Source organism: Formosa undariae, assembly GCF_042427615.1.
Lineage (GTDB): Bacteria > Bacteroidota > Bacteroidia > Flavobacteriales > Flavobacteriaceae > Formosa > Formosa undariae.
Genome location: NZ_JBHMEZ010000012.1, coordinates 251,309 through 274,109 on the forward strand (window position 1 = coordinate 251,309; position 22,801 = coordinate 274,109).

Consider the following 22,801-nt stretch of genomic DNA (forward strand, 5'->3'; position numbering starts at 1 on the left):
ATATTATAATTTAATGGCATCCCAACAAGCCTGCGCATAGGCTTCAATTTCTGCATCTGTAATAGTTAAACGACCGTAATTTGCCATTCTTACTAATGACGTAATTGGACTGTGAGACAATGCTACTAATGCGCCGTTCGGAATATTTTTTATGACGCCCGATGCTTTAGCTTTTGTAAATATTTCCAAAATAGGCGCTAACAACACATCTGATTGATTCTCGGATTGTGAAATAATATAAGGTGAATACGTAAACTGTGTAATAAATTCTGGCTTGTGCGGATCGTTAACGTATAAGTGTAAAATGGCTTTCCAAATATTTAAAAAGTCTGCTTCAAAAGATATCGTACTGTCATGTGTAGATTTTATGAGCGCATTGATTTCTGCCCCAATATGCAAGTACAGTTCCTTTATAACTTCCTCCTTGTTTTCAAAGTGATTATAAATACTACCTGCCGACACTTGCGCAGAAGCGGCAATCATTTTTATACTTGTTCCATGAAAACCATACATTGTTATTTGCTCAAGAGCAGCTTGTAAAATAGCACGATGTTTCTCTGCCATTTTTGCCTTTCGAGAAGATATTATTTCGTTTTCCATAGTGCAAAGATAATTAATTTGAATGAACGTTCATTCAAATTAATAAAATATTTTATCTCACAAAAAAGAAAACATTAATTCATTGAGCATCAATATAATTAGACGACACAAAGTACTATTAAATATATGTTTATTAGAAGATTTACAGTGATTTTTTATGCCTAAAAGTTATTCTTGCCTTTAGCCTGTCCCGCCTTTATATTTCGCCCATTTCTTTGTCCGCTTTGTTGCTGATAATGTGCTTCAAACCAAGCTGGTTGTTCAATATCAAAATCGTACATATACTCCGCGATTTGCGCAATAGATGCTTCAGGAAAAGCCAGTTTAGGCATTATTCCAAACTGATTTACGGCACCATACATTTTTACATTTTTTTCATTCGGAATTTTAATCCATGTCTGCATGGATTGAGTAAATTCTTCTTTCGAGATGTTTCCCATCATGTATCTTCTTTTTATAGCAATCATAGGCGGAGCAATCCTATTAAGTTCACTATCCGATAAACCATGACAGGAATAGCATAATGTTTCCATTAGTTTTTTACCTGGATGAGCGCTTGTTTCTATTGGTTTCGTATCTGCATAATCCGTATTATTTTTCTTAGTTTCATTACAAGCCACCAATGTCATGGCTAGCACAACTAATACTATAAAATTTTTCATCACAAAATAATTTTAAATGAAATTACAATCTATATTTTACAAAAAAAATGACCAATGTCACACAAGCTAAACTTTAATATATACCATTTTATGCATCTTTAATTTCAAAAATAAAATCTTAAAAACCTGACTTCATACACATTACAAAGAGACTTTAGTTTTTAACACATTTAAATTGTTTAAATTTAAATTTATTCAATAGTTTTACGGTCGAATGAAATCAAGCGGATTAAAAAATAGCATCACGTATTTGTTCCTCATCCTTTTTCTCTCAATGAAATTGGTTGGGCTTCATGCCCTTTCTCATGCTCATGATTTAGATGACAGCGACCACGCTTTACATTGTGTAATTTGTGATCATGCAACCGCTATTAATCTTACTCCTGCTCTTACTCCAGAACCACAAGAATTTTCTTTTGAAGTTAAGGAGTATGTTTTCACTCAAGACTTAAGAAAATATTACAATTACATTCATTCGAATACAATTACGAGCAACGAGCTCTTTTGTAGACCCCCTCCTTCTTTACTATAAATTTCCCTGTACATTTTATTTTAGAGTTCCACTAATCCGTTTTATCTAGTTTTGGAATTAGCCGTTGCTATGTTTTAGATTCCGATATTCTTAATTTTGAGATTATCTGTTTAGTTATAAACGTATATGCTTTCGCTAATCCATAAAGGCTATCGCTATAATCTAGCACGCTCTATAAGCTTTATATGTATAGGATGAATCATTGGTTCTTATCTCGAGAACAATTTTCAAATCTTATAGTATTCCAATATGTTTCAAAAAGCACTTGGTGTATGGCTATGTTTTAGCCTATGCACTATGGCGTTTGCACAAGAGTCTTTTCTAATAAAAGGAACGGTGTTAAATGCTAACACATTACACCCTATTGAAGGCGCTTCAATTAGTGGTAATCATCTATTTGCTGTTACGTCTAGTACCGGTGATTTCACCCTAGAAAAAGTAAAAAAAGGAGATTATACCCTGACTATTACTAGTATGGGATATGCTACTAAAGTTCGTATGCTCCATGTAAATACGGAACTAAAAGATCTGATCGTATACCTAGAAGAATCTACCACTAGTCTGGATGAAGTAGAAGTCCGTGGGAAGTCTAAAAAACGAAAAGTTATGGAAACGCCTGTAGTTTCCTATAACGTATCCCAAGAATTTTTAGAGCAAAACAGAGAAAACAGTCTGATGCAGACCTTAAGTAAAATTCCTGGCGTAAGTACAATTAGTATTGGGTCGGGACAGTCTAAACCAGTAATTAGAGGTTTGGGTTTTAATAGAGTTTCGGTGGTACAAAACGGTATTAAGCACGAAGCACAGCAATGGGGAAACGATCATGGTTTAGAGATTGATCAATACGGCATTGAAAACATTCAGATTATAAAAGGACCAGCTTCATTAGTGTATGGATCTGATGCCATTTCTGGTGTTGTAGACATTCAACCCAACGCAATTCCTACTCCGCATTCTTTTAATGGCGAAGTAAATCTTTTGGGTGAAACAAATAACGATTTAATAAGTATATCCGCAGGTTTAGAAACCAGAAAAGATAATTGGTTTTACAGAGCACGGCTTACCTATAGAGATTATGCCGATTATAAAGTACCAACGGATAAAATTAGTTACGACAATTACATTTTCGATTTACACGATACTAATTTAAGGAATACTGCCGGAAGAGAAGCCAATGGAAGTTTTAGTGTCGGATACATTTCCGACGCCATACAATCGGAAACAACGATTAGTAATGTGAATGCTAAAAACGGTTTTTTTGCTAATGCACACGGATTAGAAGTGAGAACCTCCGACATTGATTACGATCGTTCTAGTAGAGATATCGACTTGCCTTACCATACGGTGAACCACTTTAAAATAACAAATAATACATCTATAGTCCGTGGCGATCATACATTTCTTTTCGATTTGGGGTTTCAAAACAATATTAGAGAAGAACATTCAGAACCCGTTCCGCATGGTTATATGCCCACACCTCCAAACACTTTAGAGCGTGAATTTAATAAAAACACCTATGCTTTAAATCTTAGAGATACCTTTAAACTCAACGCACAACACGATATGGTTTTAGGTGTAAACTTAGAATATCAGGATAATACTATCGGTGGATGGGGCTTTTTAATACCGGAATACAACCGGTTTACAGCTGGAGCATTTGCTTTCGATACGTTCGAAATTTCACCCAATTTGCACGTATTGGCGGGAATTCGATACGATTTTGGTCTTATCAATACCAAAGCCTATAACGACTGGTACCCAACCACAGTAAATAATGACGACGGATCGACTTCTAATATATATTTACAAAGGGCACAACAAAAAACTTTAGATTTTGGAAGTGTTAGTGCCTCTGCAGGATTGAGTTATATACATCACAATACCACCTACAAAGTTAATATTGGGAAGAGTTTTAGAATGCCGTTAGCGAACGAATTGGCTTCAGACGGCGTTAATTATCACATGTATCGTTACGAAAAAGGTAATCTAGATTTAGATCCAGAATCCTCTTACCAATTAGATATTGAGATTGCCCACACCACTACTAATTTTAGTATTGGAATGAGTCCGTTTGTAAATGTCTTTGAGAACTTTATTTACCTAAACCCGACATCTAGTTATTATGAAACCTTACAGATTTATGAATATACCCAAAGTAAAGTATTCAGGTTTGGTGGCGAACTAACTGCTAGCACTACCCTTTTTAGCAACCTGCAATTAGATGCTTCTTTAGAGTATGTGTATTCTAGACAAACAAGTGGACCTAAGGAAGGTTTTACCATTCCATTCTCACCGCCATTATCAAGTTTATTTTCGGCACGTTACAAGTTTAAAGATGTACTGTTTTTTAATAGTCCACAACTTATCGCCGATTATAGAATTACAGCGTCTCAAAATGAAATTGTTCCTCCTGAAGAAATTACAGATGGCTATCAGGTATTAAACATGTCTTTTTTATCACAATTACATCTTTTTAAAAACAATTCACCTGTAGAAATGCGCCTGAAAATCAATAATGTATTCAACGTAAAATATTTTGATCATACCAGTTTCTATCGTTTAATAGATGTTCCGGAAGCCGGTAGAAACCTATCCTTATCAATAACATTACCCTTTTAAATATGAATAATAATCCATTAAAATTAACAACAATGAAAACAAAAATTATGAAAACAAATTTTAAATTTTTAGCCATTATCCTTTCTCTAGGACTCTTTTTACAATCTTGTAGTAGCGACGACGACAATACCCCCGTGTCGAGTGCGCCAGTAATTACCGACTTCGAATATGGAGAAGGCAGTAGTCATTCTACCGAATTTTTCGCTTATAAAGGCTCAGATATTCATTTAGAAGCATCAATTTATGCCGAAGGAGTAGTTAGCAGTATTACACTTTCTATTCATGCACACGATTTAACTCTTGGAGACAATGAGGTAGATTGGGATTATGAAAATGTATATACAGATGCCGATTATTTAGTAATTAATCCTACGTTTCATGAACATGTAGACGTGCCTACAAATATCCCTTCTGGTGAATATCATGTAGAGCTTACTGTTGTAGATGAACTAGGGAATAGCACTGAAATAGAAGGTCATATTCAAATTTTAGATCCGATTACTTTGAGTGATATTGACATAGATGCTACAGCGAAACGCGGAGAAGATATACATGCCGAATTTTTTGTAACTGCTGTTAGTGGTATTCATACAATAAGCGTAGATATTCATGCGCACGATCTTGAAGTTGGTGTAGGTGAAGTAGAATGGGATTACGAAGCCGAATATCAAGATGAATTTCATGACTTAACAGAGGCCGAATTTCATAAACATATTGATGTTCCTGCAACGGCTCCTGTAGGAGAATATCATGTATTATTTACTATAGAAGACGAAAATGGAAATATAGAAGAATACGAAACTCATATCGATATTACCGCTTAACATTTATAAACACCGCATAGTTTTTAAGGCTATGCGGTTTTAAATCTTATCACAATGAAATCCATAATAAAACACACTTACATTTTACTGCTTCTTCTATTTTTAGCCTCATGTTCCAATAGTGACAGTATAGATAAAGATGAAGAAAAACCGACGATAACTATTAACTACGATGATGGTTTTCCGGTAGCTTGTACTCAGCTTTCCCGAGGACAAACGTATACGTTTAAAGCTATGATTACAGATAATAAAGCTTTGGCATCCTATAGTATAAATGTACATCACAATTTCGACCATCATACACACGACGATCAAGAAGAGCCTTGCGAATTAGAAGCACTTAAAACAGCTGTTAATCCGTTTATATTTATTGAAAATCACACTATTGAAGACGCGCCAACCGCTTACGAAATAGAACTAAGTATAACTATACCTAACGATATCGACACCGGAGATTACCATTGTGCCTACTCCGTAACCGACGAAACAGGATGGCAAGCAAGAACCTCTGTCGATATTAAAATTATAAACTAAAATTAATTTTAATTTGATAATTCTAAACTTGGAGATTCAGAATAAAAAGTAATAAACTTAAATTGTAAAAGTTCAAATAAGAATAAAGGTTTTTAGATACTATAAATCCTTATTTAGTTTGAAAAACACCTATATCAGGATTTTGTTAAAAAGACGTAAACAAAAAAATGCATAGCTTCCAAAACCTACTAAAGGGATTTATGGATAACTATGCATTATTTCCTGCTCGTTTATAATTCTGATTTCGTATTTTATAAAATCAACACATTACGAAAATGCTATTATTTTTAAAAAATTAATCAGCTAGCAGCTATGTTTTGTATTAGTCTTTATCTGCAAAATAAGATGGTCCTTCACCTGTTAAGAAATCTTCTCTTACTGGGCTAAATGTATCAATTAATTGTCCTTCTTCTAAACAAACTGCACTATGTAATAAATTTGGTTCGATATATACACCATCTCCAGCTTCAACAATTTGCTTTACTCCATCTATTTCAAATTCAAATTTACCTGAAACAACAAAGGTAGCTTGCGTATGGAAATGTTGATGTGGTGCTCCTAATGCGCCTTTATCAAATTTCACGCTTACCATCATGATTTGGTTATCGTACCCTAAGAATTTTCTTGACACTCCTCCACCAAGAACTTCCCATTCCATGTCTTTTGTGATCACGTACTTTTCGCTAAATCTTTTCATTTTTTTTAATATTTTGCTTTATTAATTGTTTTATTGTAATGATTGAAGCAAGATAATTAATTTCTAATAATTAGAGAAGTAAGAACTGAAAATTTTAAGACTTTAAAGCGCATATATAGTCTTCTTTTTAACTTCAAGCAGCTTAAAACGAATAATTCCGATTTGATTTACATTTTTATCGTAAACCTATGACTTTTATCAGTTACCGTGAGGCCTGAAGAAAAATGTTTGATGTCCGAAACGCCACATTATAAATGGACATAGATCGTATTTTATGTTAAGCATAAATTGTGACTTCTTACATTTTGCGGACAATTGAGAATCACAAACAGAAGAAATAGACTCCCTATTTGAACCTTTAAAAGTCGAATTAAAAATATTATAGTCAACTATATATTTCTTAGTAAAATAAGCAGTTTTGAAATCCAACCTATGTAATAGCTATGGAGGTCGTCTTTAATTTATAATCAAAGAAACTCGGAGTGATCATTTTTTGTAACATTCATTACATTCCATATTCTTTTTAACGTTTACTTTTACATGGGATACTTTAAAACCAGTCTAAAATGAGAAGTGATTCGAATACTACGATTTATATTATTGCCGGCATTGTAATACTTCATTTTATTGTTGGCTTTATTTGGCTAATTTACAAACTAACCAAAAAGAAAGAAGATTAATAATCTCCAAGTCTAAATTGTAGTTGTAGCATCCTTATTATAATACCTAGTTAAACGCAATAATAATGCGTTTTCCAATTAGATTCTAATTACGATTTCGATAATGTCGTTTAAAGGAACCTGTTTCAAGCTGTACGCAATATTGTTACTATTAAGACCTCAATAATATTTGGCCGAACCTACTAGGTTTTCATCTTCTCTTTCTTCTCTTCTATTTTTTCAGCAGCATTTTCTTTAGATAATAACGGGTGTTCTTCGTCTCCAAGACCAATAATCGCAATTAAATTGGTTACCGCATTGTAGAGCATTAAAATTACAGTAATCATCATACCACTAATTATGGATGTAGACGATAACGTTGTCCAATAAATAATCTTAAACCAAGAGGTGGGCACATTTTCTGATTCGGCTATCGGAATATTAAAAAACTGAAATAGAATCAATGCTGAAATAAATAACACAACATCAAATTTCGCAATACTTAATACCTGTTGATAATGTCTCTTTTTCAAAGTATTCTTAGAGCCATCACTAACACTTAACAACGTTAATAAAAGCGCCAAAATAGTTGCAGAAGCCAACACAATGGTATTACAAAGCATGTTTAAACTATTTAATGAAACTTTTAAAAGATGCTTGGCTTCGTAACCTGAAACATTTCCCAAAAAGAAGATTCCTACTCCCGTAAATACCGATGCTAACAAGCCACCATATATGGCATTCTTGTTATTACTTATAAATTTAAACATGCAAGTGATCTGTATTTACATCAGTAAACATCCTATAATCTACTGCTTTTTGTTTGCTGTTATGAATAACTGAAATATCCCCTGTACTTTCGAAAGTCACTGCTTTTACATCATTAAAATCATGAACATTTGCTTCTCTTAATTTTGCAATAAGATCGTCTTCACTCACATTACATGATTTAAGTTTTTCATGAAGAATTTTACCATTCCACATAATTATTTGAGGTTTATTAGTGAATATTTTTTTGAAGAAATCACTTTTCCGAACCAGAAATGCAAATACGGTTTGAAAACCAATTATTGTTGCTAAGGCAATGCCACCTTTTAAAATAGAATAGTCACTATTTAAAATTACAGATGCTAATACAGAACCAATAGCGACAGTAGATGCGAAATCGAAACTAGACATTTTTGCAAAAGTCCGGAGTCCAAAGACGCGCGTAATAATAATTATAGTAGTGAATATTCCAAGTACCGATAAGATGAGTAAAAGCGTTTCTGAAAGTGTCATAGTGATTTTATTTAACACTAAAATTAGGATTCAGAAACCATTTCTATTGATTCAAAAAATAAAAATTTTTAACTCAATTAAGGTCTTGTAATAATCTGTAAAACCTGTCATACCTTATATAGATAATGATTCATTTTATAAAATGTATCCCGTAATCTTCCTAAACCACAAACAGTGTTAACACACTGTTAACCAACAAACACTAACACTATATATTACTTCTAGTGCTAAATTCAATACAGCACACAACAATATCGTTTGCATCATTCCAATTTCAAATCCCTCACTAATTTTACAAAAACAAACAGATGTTTAACCCACATCAAACACTTAATCTAAAAAATAAAAATTATGAAACCATTTAATGAAAATACAGAAAACAAGTTAAACGATCTTGTAGAAAAAGCATACGACGCAGAGAAAGGATTTAAAAAAGTTGCTGCACACGTAGACAATCCGAGATTAAAAACATTTTTTAACGAGAAGGCTTTAGAAAGAAGCGGATATATTAACGAATTAACAAGTACACTTCGTGCTCAAGGTATGAATGTTACTGAAGACGACGGAAGTGTAGCGGGGTCTTTACACCGTGCTTGGATAGATACCAAAGCGTTTTTCTCTATAGATAACGACGAATCCATGTTAGAAGAAGTAAGAACTGGTGAAAAAGCAGCTGTGAAAGATTACGAGGACGTTATTAATAATTACGAACTGAACCCTGCTGTGAAGAATGTACTTTTAAAGCAAAAAAATGCTATTGAATTGAGTAGTAATAAGGCAGATTATCTAGAGCACATTCACTAAATAGATGTTAAAACATAACGATTAATGACAAGGAGTTTAGACTGTATAATACGCAGTCTAAACTCTTTTTTTAATAAAATTTGTAAAAGATGAAACAGTTAAAACTTGCGATTATTGGTTCCGGGGCATCAGCTATTTATTGTTTGCAACACATCTCAAATCATGCAGAGGTGCTTCTAAAACAGTTTCAACATATTTCTATCTTCGATAAAAACAAGCATATGGGTTTTGGTATGCCATATAACCCAGCGCTTACAGACAAATTCAATTTATCTAATATTTCATCTGAAGAAATCCCTGCCCTACCCCAAACATTTTCAGATTGGTTAAGATCTCAAGACAACGTTTTTCTGGATGCTTTAAACGTAAATAATTTTCCTATTGAAGATTATAAAATTTACAGTCGAATTTCATTAGGACATTACTTTCATAATCAGTTTAATATTTTAATTAAAAAGCTGAAATTATCCGGATTTAAAGTTGAAGAATTTGTGAATCATAAGGTTGAAGATATCGTTCCTATTTCAGAAAACACTTTTAAAATTATCGCGAATCAATCGGAATATAGTGTTAACCGAATTATAATTTCTACAGGGCATAATGTTTCTAAAAATGATAAACCGAATATAGGATATTACGAATCGCCTTGGCCCATTAAAAAAATAATACCCAAAGAATCGACTTATTACAATTTCGAAATCGGCATTTTAGGAGCTTCTTTAAGTGCTTTCGATGTCGTATCATCTTTAACGCACAGACATGGTAAATTTCATAAAGAAAACAATCAATTAACATTCACTCTTAATCCTAAAGCCAAAGATTTTAAAATCACTTTGCATGCCGCCGAAGGTTGGTTGCCGCATTTACAATACGAACAGAAGGAGCCGTTTCGAGAAATTTATAGACATACCACAAGAGATGCTATTTTAAATCTTCGTACACCAAATGGAATTATAAAAATTGAAGACTATTTTGACAAAATCTGCCGACCTGCGCTTATAAAAGCGTTTAAAAAAGACAAAAACAAAGCTATGGCAATGGCATTAGAAAACGTTCAATTTAGCTTCAAGGATTTTATAGAAGACATGTCAGCATCTCATGATTATATAGATTGTTTTGATGGTATGAAGAAAGAATTACCACAAGCCAAAGATTCTATTTATCACAATAAACCTATACATTGGATGGAGACTTTAGACGATTTAATGTATTGTTTAAATTTTCACGCTGAACTTTTATCTGCCGAAGGTCATTTATTTTTTAACACGATTGTGAAACCTTTTTTAATGAGTGTCATAGCCGCACTTCCTTTAGATTCTGCTCACATATTATTAGCATTACATGATGCCAAGGTTTTAAATTTAGTTGCAGGAAAGGTCACCATTGATAATACAAAGGAAAATGAAGGCACCGCAATAAAAATTAAAAATCAAGATAATACCATCACCTCCAAGACGTACAATATGTTTATAAACTGTGCCGGACATGATACAGTAGAACTAGAAGACTATCCATTTAAATCGTTAGTGGAACATAAGGTTTTAAGCAAAGCTTCAGCAAAGTTTGAAGATAAAAAACATATAATTCCAGACTTACAACTAAAACATAAAACGTATTCAGAACAGCAGGAAACCTATTTACTTACTGGTGGGATTGCTGTAGATAGTGCATACCGTGTAATTGGAAAAGACCACAAAGTATCTCCCAATATTTACGATATTTCGTTCCCTCATATTTATGGTTGCCGACCTTATTCTTATGGATTACAAGCTTGTAATGCTACAAGTGCACTCGTTATAGCATCATGGCTATCACATTATACACCCGAACATTCAAAAATTTCTACGAGACAAATAACAGATATTTACGAGTCTAATACCGAATTATAATATTTTTTGGTTCTAAACCTCAGCTTCTTATTTACTCATAATTAGTATTTTAAAAATCAATACAGCAATTAAAAATATCATTCGTGTTAATGATAATAGTTGAAAATTAAGAATTTAGATTTCTAATTTAAATGCAAAAACAAATTCTAATATCTCAACTCAACGACCATGGCAAAAGAAAAAAATTCAGAAAGTCAAAGTGAAAAAATAGAGCAATTAAAAGCTTTCGAAAAAGATAGTTTAGGCAAAGTACTCACAACAAATCAGGGATTAAAAGTTAACGACACAAATAATTCCTTAAAATCTGGCGAACGGGGTTCCACTCTTCTAGAAGACTTCTTACTCCGCGAAAAGATTACAAATTTCGATCATGAACGTATTCCAGAACGTATTGTACACGCCCGAGGAAGTGGTGCTCATGGTCATTTTGAGTTATATGAAAATTTAGAGGAATTTACTAAAGCTGGTATTTTTACAGACACCAAGAGAAAAACACCTGTTTTTGTTCGTTTCTCTACAGTTGCAGGGTCTAAAGGATCTACAGATTTGGCAAGAGACGTACGTGGTTTTGCTGTGAAATTTTATACGCAAGAAGGAACTTGGGATTTGGTTGGTAATAATATGCCTATATTTTTTATCCAAGATGCCATGAAGTTTCCAGATCTTATTCATGCTGTAAAACCAGAACCTAATAACGAAATTCCGCAAGCGGCATCTGCTCACGACACGTTTTACGATTTTATTTCGCGAACCACAGAAACCCTTCACAATCAGATTTGGGTAATGAGTGATCGTGCCATTCCAAGAAGTTTAAGAATGATGGAAGGCTTCGGAATTCACACCTTTAGATTAATAAATAAAGAAGGAAAATCTCATTTCGTAAAATTCCATTGGAAACCTGTTTTAGGCGTGCACTCTGTAACATGGGATGAAGCCGTTAAAATTAGTGGCGCAGATTCTGACTTTCACAGAAGAGACTTATGGGAAGCTATTGAAGCTGGACAATTTCCTGAATGGGAATTAGGATTACAAATTATTCCTGAAGCAGACGAACATAAATATGATTTCGATTTATTAGATCCTACAAAGTTGGTACCAGAAGAAATGGTGCCAGTAAAAATTGTAGGAAAAATGACATTAAATAAGAATCCTGAAAATTTCTTTGCAGAAACAGAACAAGTCGCCTTTTTACCTGGACACATTGTTCCTGGAATAGACTTTACAAACGATCCGTTATTGCAAGGCCGTTTATTTTCTTATAGAGATACGCAATTATCGCGTTTAGGTGGACCAAATTTTAATCAAATACCAATTAACAAACCCCTTGTAGACACGCACAATAATCAGCGAGATGGCTTAATGCAAACAGAGATTCCTAAAGGACAAACGGCGTATTTCCCAAATTCTTTAGGAGGCGGATGTCCGCATTTGGCTAAAATGGCAGAAGGTGGTTTCACGTCTTATGAGGAGCGTATCGATGCCAAGAAAATTAGAACGCGAAGCGAAAGTTTTAGCGATCATTTTTCACAGCCTGCACTATTTTATAGAAGTTTAAAACCTTGGGAACAGCAACATATTATGGAAGCCTATAGTTTCGAACTTGGAAAATGTAAGCAACAAGATATACAGGAACGTATGCTGTATATTATAAATCAGATAGACTATAAATTAGCAGAAAAGGTCGCCGATAATTTAGGACTTAAAGTCCCTAAACATATTGAAAAACCAATCAATCAAGCCATTGGGGCAGATGCAGACCCTAACAAACATGAGCCTTCTAATAAAAAAAATTATCTAGATGAATCTCCTGCTTTAAGTCAGACAAAATCAAAATACAACACTATAGCTACACGTCAAATTGCCGTATTGGCAGCAGATGGGTTTAATGAAAAGCAGTACAAAAAACTTGCAGATGCTTTTGAAAAAGAAGGCGCACAATTAAAAATTATTGCACCTCATGGCGGAAGCATAAAAGGAGATGCAGGACAGGATTATAAAGTTCACGAATCTATCATAACTACCGAAAGTGTACTTTACGACGCGGTTTATATTCCGGGCGGAAAAGCATCTGTAAAATGGATACAAAAAATGAAAAAGTATGTGAAATTTATTAATGAAGCTTTTAAACACTGTAAAGCCATTGCTGTAGAAGACGAAGCAGAATCTCTTTTAGAGATGACTTACGTTACAGATTATAAAGACGATGAAGCCGTATTTATAAATGGTAGTACTAAAGCTTTTAGGGATGCTATTGCACAACATCGAAATTGGAATCGTCTACCTGTAACAGATAATGTTCCGGCCTAAGCATAAGCTCTAATATTATGGAGGATCTAAAACTTTTTACCGTGTAAATCGTTAAAGATCTTCCATAATTAGTTTTTAAATTTTACAATTCTGAAACGAATACGATTAATAATTTATTTTTTTGAAGCAATTCAATTAGTATTAGATTAGTAATTTAATCTTTAGATTTTTAAACAAACAAAACTATGGAAGACACAGATAATGAACACAATAATAATCGTGAGCAAGAACGCGAATATCGAGAGCAAAATGGACATCTTGATTTAAATGATTTGCAAAAGAAATGGAACGAAATTCAGAAGGAATATAGAAAACAATATCCGTCATTAACCTCGGAAGATGTAGATTATCGTTCCGGAGAATTTAATTCCATGACCGATCGTTTAGCAAAACGCACCAATCGATCCCGCAAAGACGTTCAAAAGGAAATTAATGATTGGGAATAATTAAAAATTTAAACATAAATAGAGAGCTTCATCTTAACCAAATGAAGCTTTTTTTATGCGTCAAAGTCATCAAAACTTCTATTGATTTAAATCTTAAGACCAAATACTAAAAAACCTCAAGTTCTTGTTTGGGATCCGATTCTAATACTCTGCGAACATGTCCCCAAAAACTTCTTAAAGATCCCGAAGTTTTTTCCGAAAAGGAAGAAAGCAGAAGTAAGTTATCTACAAATTGTGTAGAAAATTGGTCTTGTGGTCTGTGAAACGCCATACTCCATTTATTAAAATGTCTTTTATCTACATAATTTTCCCATAGTAAGTTTATGGAATGGTGTCGCTTATCCGTTTTAATTTTTTCAAAAATTTCGAGAACATCTTTCTTATTCCCTTCTAAAATCTGGACAAAACTATGGTTGTGATAAATAAGACAACCTGAAACATCCTTGTTAGTATTGGTAAGATTTGAAGTCTCTAATATATTTTCTAATTGACTGAGTTCGAGTTCTGGGGAAGATTTAGAATAATAATTTAATTGATACATGAATAATATGGTATTTGAAATGCCAAAATTCATATGTAATACTCGCCTTGACGCAATCAAGATATATTTTTTTAACCAATAATTGATAATAAAAGAATTGTTTTTTTTTAGATGAAACCAATTCAAAAGATCAAATCGCACTTCAAATTCTCTGTATCTTATTTTAATTTTTTATTTAACAGACACAACACGCCAATTTCCTCCCGAGATAAATTTTCATTTAATTTAAGAAGTCTAGAAATTTCCTTTTGAAAATAATTAATGGTTTTACCATCAATATATTCATCAATAACACGTGGATCAATATACGAACTACGGGCAACAGAAGGCGTATTTCCTAAGCGTTCACTAACCTTAATCACGGCTTCTCGGATATTCTTATCAAGTTCTTTCTGATCTCTTTTTTGGGAGTATCCTATTTCATCTAAAGCAATGGCAGCAATAACGGTTCCTGCCCACGTTCTAAAATCTTTGGCAGAAAATTCTTCTCCCATAACCTCTCGGATATACGCGTTAAGGTGATCACTTTTCACATCTTGCTTTGTCCCGTCTTCATCTATAAACTTAAATATCTCATACCCTGGCAAGTCGTCTATATCCTGAACAATTTTAGCTAATCTTTTATCGACTATATGCCGTTCTTGTTCTTTCCCAGACTTACCTATATAGCTAAATATCAATTCATCGCCTTCTATTTGCAAGTGCTTACTCCTCATAGTCGTTAAACCATAACTATGGTTTTCTTTAGAATACCGATCGCTACCAGGTCTAAAATAAGCGGCCTCTAAAAGTCTGACCATACACGCCAACACTTTTTCTTTTGCTAGTTTACGTTTACGTAAATGCTGACCTGTAACACGTCGCATGTGTTCTAGTTTATCTGCAAACTTTAAAATACGATCAAACTTTTCCTGATTTTGTTTTTCTCTAAACTTAGGATTATAAATGTACTGTTTACGTTCTTTATCGTCGCGCCCAGTTACTAAAATTTTGGCATTTTTCTTCGAATCAATCTCGACTTCTCTCCATGCGGGAGGAATAACCAAAGATTTAAACCACGACTTTAATTCTTTATCTTTTACCGTTATGTTGGAAGCATCGACATAACGAAAGCCTTTGCCATGTTTTTTTCTGTAGTACATGATATCTTTTCAATTAACTCATATAAAATAAGCTGATTTTCGCCACATGTATTAGCTCTAAAGACAGTAAATTTAATCCATTAAAAAATGAAGCTATAAAATAATTTGCTCATATTACATAAACGAATTTCACCTTTTTACACATTAAGAGCGATCTCTAATACCTCATCTTCAGTATTTACAAAAATGCGTTCACCAGATTTCGGTTTAATGATATAATTCCCTGTAAACACCCCAAAAGCGGGAAATATCATCTGATTTTCTTTCCAATAAAAACAACTCAATTTTAAATTTTGTCTCCCTAAGCCTCGTAATTCTACACCAGGATGAATGTGACCAGAGAAATTATAAAATCCGTCACGCTCTTCCGGGTGATGCGTTAATAGGAAACCATCGAGTTCCCACTCTTGCAACACTGCAACACCTAACTGAGTGTAACGTTCTTCATCAATAATATCATGATTTCCAGAAATTAAAACGACTTTACAATTTAAAGTCTCTATCCATGATTTAAATAATAACCATTCATTATTAATATAACTATGGAATAAATCGCCTAGAAAACAAATTGTATCGCTATCGAAATTAGAAGCCACCGATTTTAACTGATTAAAATTATGATGCAATGAAGCTTGCGGAATGGCACTACCATGTTTTCTAAAATGCGTAATTTTTCCCAAGTGGACATCTGCAATTAACAACATGCGTTTACGTTCCCAGTAAGCCACGCCTGCAGGATGCAAAATAAAATTTTGATTATCACAGTTTATCCGAAGTGTTTTCATAAATATATACGTTACGATCTTTCCAATTGAATAGTCATACGTCTAATGCGATCTGCTAATTTCTCTGAAGATAATTTGGCGCGCAATCGGTCTGTAATTATCGGAAAAGAAAAAGGTGTTGGTTTTAAACACGATTTCCAAATGATATTTTGGGTATTAATCCGCATTAAAGCTAGTTGTAATCGCCCTTCTTCTAATTGATGCTCGAAGGTTTCTGTAAACGCCTGCTGAAATAATAGGTTGTCTGGCTCATAATCTTCAAACACCCCAAACAAAAGCTGGGAACTGGCTTGCAAGTGTTTGCTTTTAACCAATTTGCTTGGAAACCCTGTAAAGACTAATCCCGAAATTACCGCTATATCTCGAAACTTTCGCTTCGCCATCTCGGAAGCATTGATACTTTTTTCTAAATCACTTCTTAGATACTCTGACGAGAATAAATTATTATCTAAAATAGCTTGTATGTCTATGGGTTGATCTGATAATAACTCGAAACCATAATCGTTAAATGCAATGGTAAATGAAATGGGGTGTAGCAAACTTAAACGATACGCCAACAAACTCCCCATGGCTTCATGAACAAAATAGCCTTCAAACGGATAAAAAACGGCATGATACCCTTCTCGGGTTTTAAAAGTTTCGATTAAAAATTCGTCTGTATTTGGAACCATACTTTCCCGATTCTGCCGAATCAAAATCGGCTCTAATGCTTTCAATTCTTTTGATTTATCTGCATCGCTAGAATTTAAAAGATAGAGTTCTTCACGAATCAAATGACTCATTTCTGAAGAAAAACTCATTCGTCCTCCCATCCAATTCGGAATTTTAGCATTCTTTTGTTTGGATTTTTTAACGAGCACCTGCATGTTTCTAATTCTAAATAACTCCAATTGCCGTCCTGCAAACGTAAATACATCGCCTGGTCTTAATTTTGAAATAAAACTTTCCTCGATAGTACCAATATAACCACCTTTTAAAAACTTTACATTTAAGACAGAATCACTAACTATAGTTCCTATTTGCAATCGATGACGCATGGCTACTGCCCTACTATTTACTTTAAATTTCCCATCAGATTCTATGTCTACGCGTTTATATTCGTCGTAAGCTTGTAAACTTTGGCCGCCAAGCGTTATAAAATTTAGAATCCATTGAAATTGTTCTGGCGTTAACGTCTGAAAACAAAATGTACTTTTAACTTCTGGATAAATAGTTTCTGGATAAAATCCATCGGAAACCGCTAAAGTCACCAGATACTGCACAAGCACATCAAAACTATTCAGATACGGCACACGGTCTTCTACAACCGTATTAGAAACCGCTTTTATTAAAGCGGAAGCCTCTATTAATTCTAAAGCGTGTGTTGGTAAAAAATAAATGACACTTGTTTTCCCTGGCTGATGTCCGCTTCGTCCCGCACGTTGCATAAACCGGGAAACACCTTTAGGCCCTCCAACCTGAATAATAGTATCTACAGGAGCAAAATCTACTCCCAAATCTAAACTTGACGTACACACAACAATTTTAAGGTTCCCGTCTCTTAATGCCTGTTCTACCCAAAGCCGTGTGTCACGACTCATACTCCCATGATGCATCGCTATATCGCCTGCAAATTCGGGATGCTTTTCTAAAATATTTTGAAACCAAATTTCACACTGGGATCGCGTGTTTGTAAAAATCAAGGTCGACTGACTTTCTTCTAATACAGGAATGATATCTTCTAATAGATGTAATCCCAAATGCCCACGCCAAGGGAATTTCTCTATCTTTTTAGGGATGATGGATAATACGTTAATTTTCTTTTTAATATTGGCTTTTATCAACACGGAGTTAGATACACGTTCTTTGTTCACGCCTAGCAACACTTCACGAGCTTGCTCTAAATTCCCTATGGTTGCAGACACTCCCCAAGTTTGCATACTAGGCGAAATAGCATTTAACCGAGATAAAGCCAATGTCATCTGCACGCCACGTTTATTAGCAACAAGTTCGTGCCACTCGTCTACCACAACACCAATTACATTTTTAAAAATTTTATCGTAGCCTTTAGTGGCTAGTAATAATTGCAAACTTTCTGGTGTGGTAATTAATAAACTTGGCATATTTCGTTTCTGTGCAGCACGTTCTTTAGTAGAGGTATCTCCAGACCGTATGCCCACAGTTAAAGGCACATCCAAATCTTTAACAAAACGTTCGGCGGCCTGTTTAATTTCTACCGATAGCGCTCTTAACGGCGTAACCCAAATAGCCAAAAGTCCTTTTTGCGGTTTAGACTTATAATTTGGATTCCTCTTCATATATTCTAAAACGATAGGAACCCATAATGCATAAGTTTTCCCACTTCCTGTAGGCGCGTTTAAGAGTCCATTTTTTCCCTGTAAAAAGGCTGTCCATGTTTGTTTTTGAAACGGAAACGGTTCCCAATCGTGTTGCTTAAACCAATCGTGTGCTATGCGCTCTAGCTGCTTTCTATTCATATTTCAACTTAGCATTAACGATTCTAAATCTTCTAATTTATTTGCATCCTCAATTTTTTTATCCTGTCTCCACCTTAAAATTCGTGGAAAACGTGTGGCATAACCACTTTTATGCCGGCTTGAAGGTGCAATCCCTTCAAAAGCAATTTCGAAAACCAATTCTGGTGTTACACTTCGCACCGGTCCGAAACGTTCTAAGGTGTTTCTTTTAATCCAATTATCCACTTTCCTAAATTCAGCATCTGTTAGTCCGGAATAGGCTTTTGCAAAGGTGACGAGTTTATCATCTTTATCCCATAAGCCAAACGTATAGTCTGTAAATAAATTTGTTCGCCTTCCGTGACCCCGCATGGCGTATGTTAAAACAGCGTCTATGGTTAATGGATCTGTTTTCCATTTCCACCAATCTCCTTTTTTACGACCGACTAAATATTTAGAATCCTTTCGTTTAATCATTAGTCCTTCGCTTCGCATTTCTCTAGCACGATCACGCTCTTTGGCAACTGCTTCCCACGAATCGCAATCCACCGTTTCTGAAAGCTGAAGAGGTAAATTATCGGTATTTAAATGCTGTATTAAATCCTCTAATATAAGTCGTCTCTCCGAAAATGGTTGTGACCTTAAGTCTTTACCTTCCCATTCTAGTATATCGTATACTTTTAAAATGACTGGCGTTTTTTCTAGAAGCGCTTTACTTACTGTTTTTCTTCCTATACGCGTTTGTAAATCTTGAAAGGTTCCGATATCGTTATTCGGGAAGGGTAAAATCTCACCATCTAATACTGTCCCGTTAGGGAGTTCTTCTTTAAAGACATGAAACTCGGGGTATTTATCTGTAACTAATTCCTCACCTCGACTCCAAATAAACAACTCATTATCCCGAATAATCGTTTGCGATCTAATGCCATCCCATTTATGTTCGAAACTCCAATCCTCTATATTACCAAGATCAGAAACAGGGCCTTCTAAGCCATAAGCCAAGTAAAACGGATACGGTTTAGAAATAAAATCTGATGCCTTTTCTTTTAACACCAAATCTTCAAAAGAGATGGTACTCGGATCCCATTTCCCCATTAATTTATAGGCTAAAACATCTTCATCTACTCCTGTGGCCATAGACAAAGCACGTGTCATTAATTTCTGACTCACTCCTATTCTAAAACCTCCTGTAATTAATTTAGTAAATACAAAACGTTCGTAATAGTTTAAAGTGTTCCAATTTTTTGTAATATACAGTTTCTTAATTTCATCTTGCTCTTTCTTTAACGTGATCATTTCATTTAAGAATTGCGTTAAAGACTTATCACTAGTATTTTTATTTGGAGGTAATATGAGTGCAATGGTTTCTGCCAAATCCCCAACAATATGATAAGATTCTTCGAATAACCACAACTGTATATTGGCTAATTCTGAAGCCCAGGTTCTAAGTAGTGTTGTATTTATTGGTCTAGGCGGCCTTCTATGAGATAGAATAGCAATGGTCCACACCCGATCGGCATCACTTGCTTTTTTAAAATATTCTGAAAGCGCATTGACTTTCAAGGTGGTTTTATTTGTACTGTCTAAGGTTCTTACTAATTCTGCGAAATTCCTCATACTTCTACCTCTTTTTCAAGTTTAGTATCCGACTCGTTTAATTCGCCCTCAAACTGCGTGTTTTCGGTACGTGCATCTAATCCTAGAGTTCGTAAATATTTTGAAAAAATATCGGTGTAACCGTGCGTACAAATTACTTTTTCTGCACCTGTAGCTTCCACCGCTTTTAAGAGCTCTTGCCAATCGCAATGATCGGACATCACAAAACCTCGGTCGACTGCGCGACGCCTTCTAGCACCTCTAAACGCCATCCAACCACTGGCAGATGCTGTAACATAAGGCACCATTTTTCTAATCCATGCAGAACCATGCGCACTTGGTGGTGCCAATACAATGTTTCCCAGTAACTCTTTCTTAGTGGTTTCTCGTGTTATGCGTGTAGTTTCCGGAAAATCAATCATGGGACGAATCACCTCCGTCATATTTTCTATAGCACCATGGGTGTAAATTTTACCAATATCGGTATCCAAATGTTTTAATAAACGTTGTGCTTTTCCTAGAGAATACCCAAACAATATAGAGGTTTGTTTAGCGTCCCTATTTGTTGCCCACCATGAATTTATATCGCTAAAAACTTCGGCTTGTCGTGTCCATCTAAAGGCCGGTAAACCAAACGTGCATTCGGTTATAAAGGCATGACATTTTACGGGTTCAAAAGGTACAGAAACACCGTCGTCTTCCAGTTTATAATCGCCAGAAAACACCCAAACCTCTCCACGATATTCAACACGTATTTGTGAACTACCAATAATATGCCCAGCAGGATGTAATGAAAATTTCACATTATTAATAACAAAAGATTCATTGTAATTAACCCCACTTACCTGAATATCGCCTAGTCGATGTTTGATAATTGGGACATTAGTATGATGAGTAATATATTTTTTATGACCATAACGACTATGATCCGCATGACCATGAGATATAATCGCAAAATCTACAGGTTTCCAAGGATCTAAGTACACATTGGCAACTTTACAGTATATGCCGTTATCGTTAAATACTAATAAAGGTGTCTTCATGTCGCTCTTTTAATTAAAGATATAACTATCTAACGAAACTGATTTAGACCAAATCCTATAGCGTTAATCTTTACATTATATGAGCACATTCTGAATGTGATATACGCCTGATATTATTTGTGTTTTTAGAAGAATTTTAAATTCCTTTTTAAAAAAAGACATTAAAAATCGGGCAGAAACCCGATCTAAATATTTTACAGTTTTAGTTTACCATAATCCATGGTATCCGGTGCTTCACCCGATAAGGCACTCACACCAAGTTTCACCAAAGTGACCAACTTATTATTTTTTGGATCCCAATAATAAGCTTCTTTAGGAGTAATCCCTATAGCCGTTATGTTCGGATCGTCTTTACCTTCAAACCACATACTATCTGCTTTAGAATATAACGCATCAATTATGAATTTATCTGTTGAAATTTTGGCTTTCCCGTATACATTTAAAAACTGCATATCTCCTTTATCTGCATATACTAAGTGTACGTTGGGGTCTTTAATTATATTCTGATTGTGTGTGCTGTTTTTATTGCTCAAGAACCAAATGATCCATCTTCATCTACTTTTTTAGTACTCATCGGAATCATGTGCAAAGGCAACTCCTTTAAATTGGTAGCCATCATGGTAAAGTCGATGTCTTCCGCCATATCTTTAATTTTCAATTTTGCTTCGTCCTTATATAAATTTTCATTACTCATAATGCCATCTTATTTCTGATTATTAAACTGATAACAAGTTTACTGAACATAGATGTTTTGAAATGATGCAATGCGATGAAATATTAACTCAGAAAAACACTCTTGAAGTCTATTTAAATTTTAAAAATTATAAATTGGTAATATATCGAAAACGCATAATCACCTATCAATAAGCCATTTAATTTTAAGGTTTAAAAAAAGTAAAAAATACTTTAAAATTTGGAGGTATTTTATTTGGAAAATAGAGTGAAATACATGTAAATTTGCCACCGCTTACCAATACTGCGAGAGTAGCTCAGTTGGTAGAGCGTCAGCCTTCCAAGCTGAATGTCGCCGGTTCGAACCCGGTCTCTCGCTCAAAGAGCTTCATAGAAATATGAAGCTCTTTTTTTTGTGATAAATGGTGCGCTATTAATTTTGTTCGAGCGCACTTGTTATGTTTTACATTATGTAGTTTATTGAATAAGAAAAAAATCTAAATTTTTACGTTCTCGACTCCGCTCGAACACCATAAAAAAACATGGGTTTTCATTATTCTACATGCCATCTAGAAGAGACACTAAAAGGTTAAACATTGAGGATTTAAACGGAATTCGAGCGAAGTCGAGAATCCCAATGATAATCTAAAAATCAACAAATAATTTTCCATTACCTTGATTAAGAGTACGATTCGTGATGGTAAAATAATCT

Annotated in this window: 20 protein-coding genes and 1 tRNA gene; 8 read left to right on the forward strand and 13 right to left on the reverse strand. The window is 34.4% G+C overall.

Annotated elements, in window-relative coordinates:
- Window positions 1-3 precede the first annotated feature (3 nt).
- Together ACFFVB_RS12175 and ACFFVB_RS12180 are read right to left on the reverse strand one after the other, a co-directional pair.
- Entirely contained in the window at window positions 4-600 is a 597-nt protein-coding gene (locus ACFFVB_RS12175) for a TetR/AcrR family transcriptional regulator (RefSeq protein ID WP_382383144.1), read from the reverse strand.
- 161 nt (window positions 601-761) lie between these two features.
- Window positions 762-1,262, reverse strand: a complete 501-nt coding sequence (locus ACFFVB_RS12180) for a c-type cytochrome (protein ID WP_382383146.1) — start codon at window positions 1,260-1,262, stop codon at window positions 762-764.
- Window positions 1,263-2,091: 829 nt separating this feature from the next.
- Between ACFFVB_RS12180 and ACFFVB_RS12185 the strand changes: the two genes are divergently transcribed.
- From ACFFVB_RS12185 to ACFFVB_RS12195, 3 genes are read left to right on the forward strand one after another with little or no spacing between them, the layout of a single operon-like run.
- The gene (locus tag ACFFVB_RS12185; protein ID WP_382383147.1) at window positions 2,092-4,413 is read left to right on the forward strand and encodes a TonB-dependent receptor; all 2,322 of its coding nucleotides are present in this window, start codon (window positions 2,092-2,094) and stop codon (window positions 4,411-4,413) included.
- A 32-nt stretch (window positions 4,414-4,445) separates the two neighbouring features.
- The gene (locus ACFFVB_RS12190) at window positions 4,446-5,237 is read left to right on the forward strand and encodes a DUF4625 domain-containing protein (protein WP_382383148.1); all 792 of its coding nucleotides are present in this window, start codon (window positions 4,446-4,448) and stop codon (window positions 5,235-5,237) included.
- Window positions 5,238-5,291: 54 nt separating this feature from the next.
- Window positions 5,292-5,771 carry a DUF4625 domain-containing protein gene (locus ACFFVB_RS12195; protein ID WP_382383149.1) on the forward strand — a complete coding sequence of 160 codons (480 nt, stop codon included), beginning with the start codon at window positions 5,292-5,294 and terminating at the stop codon, window positions 5,769-5,771.
- A 322-nt stretch (window positions 5,772-6,093) separates the two neighbouring features.
- On the opposite strand, the gene ACFFVB_RS12200 is transcribed toward ACFFVB_RS12195, so the two are convergent.
- From ACFFVB_RS12200 to ACFFVB_RS12210, 3 genes are all read right to left on the reverse strand, one after another.
- Window positions 6,094-6,468, reverse strand: a complete 375-nt coding sequence (locus ACFFVB_RS12200) for a cupin domain-containing protein (protein ID WP_382383150.1) — start codon at window positions 6,466-6,468, stop codon at window positions 6,094-6,096.
- Between the two features lie 862 nt (window positions 6,469-7,330).
- Window positions 7,331-7,897, reverse strand: coding sequence for a hypothetical protein (locus ACFFVB_RS12205; RefSeq protein ID WP_382383151.1), 567 nt, complete (start codon window positions 7,895-7,897; stop codon window positions 7,331-7,333).
- Window positions 7,890-8,408: a DUF421 domain-containing protein gene (locus ACFFVB_RS12210; RefSeq protein ID WP_382383153.1), complete on the reverse strand. Its 519-nt coding sequence runs from the start codon at window positions 8,406-8,408 to the stop codon at window positions 7,890-7,892. The genes ACFFVB_RS12205 and ACFFVB_RS12210 overlap by 8 nt, the downstream gene beginning before the upstream one ends.
- Window positions 8,409-8,759: 351 nt before the next feature.
- On the opposite strand from ACFFVB_RS12210, the gene ACFFVB_RS12215 reads away from it, so the two are divergent.
- The 4 genes from ACFFVB_RS12215 (at window position 8,760) to ACFFVB_RS12230 (ending at window position 13,854) form a co-directional block, all read left to right on the forward strand.
- Window positions 8,760-9,212, forward strand: coding sequence for a ferritin-like domain-containing protein (locus tag ACFFVB_RS12215; RefSeq protein ID WP_382383154.1), 453 nt, complete (start codon window positions 8,760-8,762; stop codon window positions 9,210-9,212).
- Window positions 9,213-9,301: 89 nt separating this feature from the next.
- Window positions 9,302-11,101, forward strand: coding sequence for an FAD/NAD(P)-binding protein (locus ACFFVB_RS12220; RefSeq protein WP_382383155.1), 1,800 nt, complete (start codon window positions 9,302-9,304; stop codon window positions 11,099-11,101).
- Window positions 11,102-11,269: 168 nt separating this feature from the next.
- Window positions 11,270-13,408: a catalase gene (locus ACFFVB_RS12225; protein ID WP_382383156.1), complete on the forward strand. Its 2,139-nt coding sequence runs from the start codon at window positions 11,270-11,272 to the stop codon at window positions 13,406-13,408.
- 185 nt (window positions 13,409-13,593) lie between these two features.
- Window positions 13,594-13,854, forward strand: a complete 261-nt coding sequence (locus ACFFVB_RS12230; RefSeq protein ID WP_382383157.1) for a hypothetical protein — start codon at window positions 13,594-13,596, stop codon at window positions 13,852-13,854.
- A gap of 106 nt (window positions 13,855-13,960) precedes the next feature.
- Here ACFFVB_RS12230 and ACFFVB_RS12235 read toward each other — a convergent pair whose 3' ends face one another.
- The 8 genes from ACFFVB_RS12235 to ACFFVB_RS12270 form a co-directional block, all read right to left on the reverse strand.
- Window positions 13,961-14,395: a BLUF domain-containing protein gene (locus ACFFVB_RS12235; RefSeq protein ID WP_382383159.1), complete on the reverse strand. Its 435-nt coding sequence runs from the start codon at window positions 14,393-14,395 to the stop codon at window positions 13,961-13,963.
- A 158-nt stretch (window positions 14,396-14,553) separates the two neighbouring features.
- Window positions 14,554-15,537 carry a DNA topoisomerase IB gene (locus ACFFVB_RS12240; protein WP_382383161.1) on the reverse strand — a complete coding sequence of 328 codons (984 nt, stop codon included), beginning with the start codon at window positions 15,535-15,537 and terminating at the stop codon, window positions 14,554-14,556.
- Between the two features lie 137 nt (window positions 15,538-15,674).
- Window positions 15,675-16,322 (reverse strand): ligase-associated DNA damage response endonuclease PdeM, encoded by a 648-nt coding sequence (gene pdeM, locus ACFFVB_RS12245; protein ID WP_382383162.1) that lies wholly within the window; start codon window positions 16,320-16,322, stop codon window positions 15,675-15,677.
- A gap of 11 nt (window positions 16,323-16,333) precedes the next feature.
- The gene (locus ACFFVB_RS12250) at window positions 16,334-18,799 is read right to left on the reverse strand and encodes a ligase-associated DNA damage response DEXH box helicase (RefSeq protein ID WP_382383163.1); all 2,466 of its coding nucleotides are present in this window, start codon (window positions 18,797-18,799) and stop codon (window positions 16,334-16,336) included.
- A gap of 3 nt (window positions 18,800-18,802) precedes the next feature.
- A complete protein-coding gene (locus ACFFVB_RS12255) occupies window positions 18,803-20,395 on the reverse strand; it encodes an ATP-dependent DNA ligase (RefSeq protein ID WP_382383164.1) in 1,593 nt (530 codons plus the stop codon).
- Window positions 20,392-21,417, reverse strand: a complete 1,026-nt coding sequence (locus tag ACFFVB_RS12260) for a ligase-associated DNA damage response exonuclease (protein WP_382383165.1) — start codon at window positions 21,415-21,417, stop codon at window positions 20,392-20,394. The genes ACFFVB_RS12255 and ACFFVB_RS12260 overlap by 4 nt, the downstream gene beginning before the upstream one ends.
- A 194-nt stretch (window positions 21,418-21,611) precedes the next feature.
- Complete coding sequence (locus ACFFVB_RS12265) at window positions 21,612-21,950, reverse strand: pyridoxamine 5'-phosphate oxidase family protein (protein ID WP_382383166.1); 339 nt, start codon at window positions 21,948-21,950, stop codon at window positions 21,612-21,614.
- Window positions 21,947-22,111 carry a pyridoxamine 5'-phosphate oxidase family protein gene (locus tag ACFFVB_RS12270; RefSeq protein ID WP_382383167.1) on the reverse strand — a complete coding sequence of 55 codons (165 nt, stop codon included), beginning with the start codon at window positions 22,109-22,111 and terminating at the stop codon, window positions 21,947-21,949. The genes ACFFVB_RS12265 and ACFFVB_RS12270 overlap by 4 nt, the downstream gene beginning before the upstream one ends.
- A gap of 284 nt (window positions 22,112-22,395) precedes the next feature.
- Between ACFFVB_RS12270 and ACFFVB_RS12275 the strand changes: the two genes are divergently transcribed.
- Window positions 22,396-22,468 (forward strand) — tRNA-Gly (locus tag ACFFVB_RS12275).
- Window positions 22,469-22,801 lie beyond the last annotated feature (333 nt).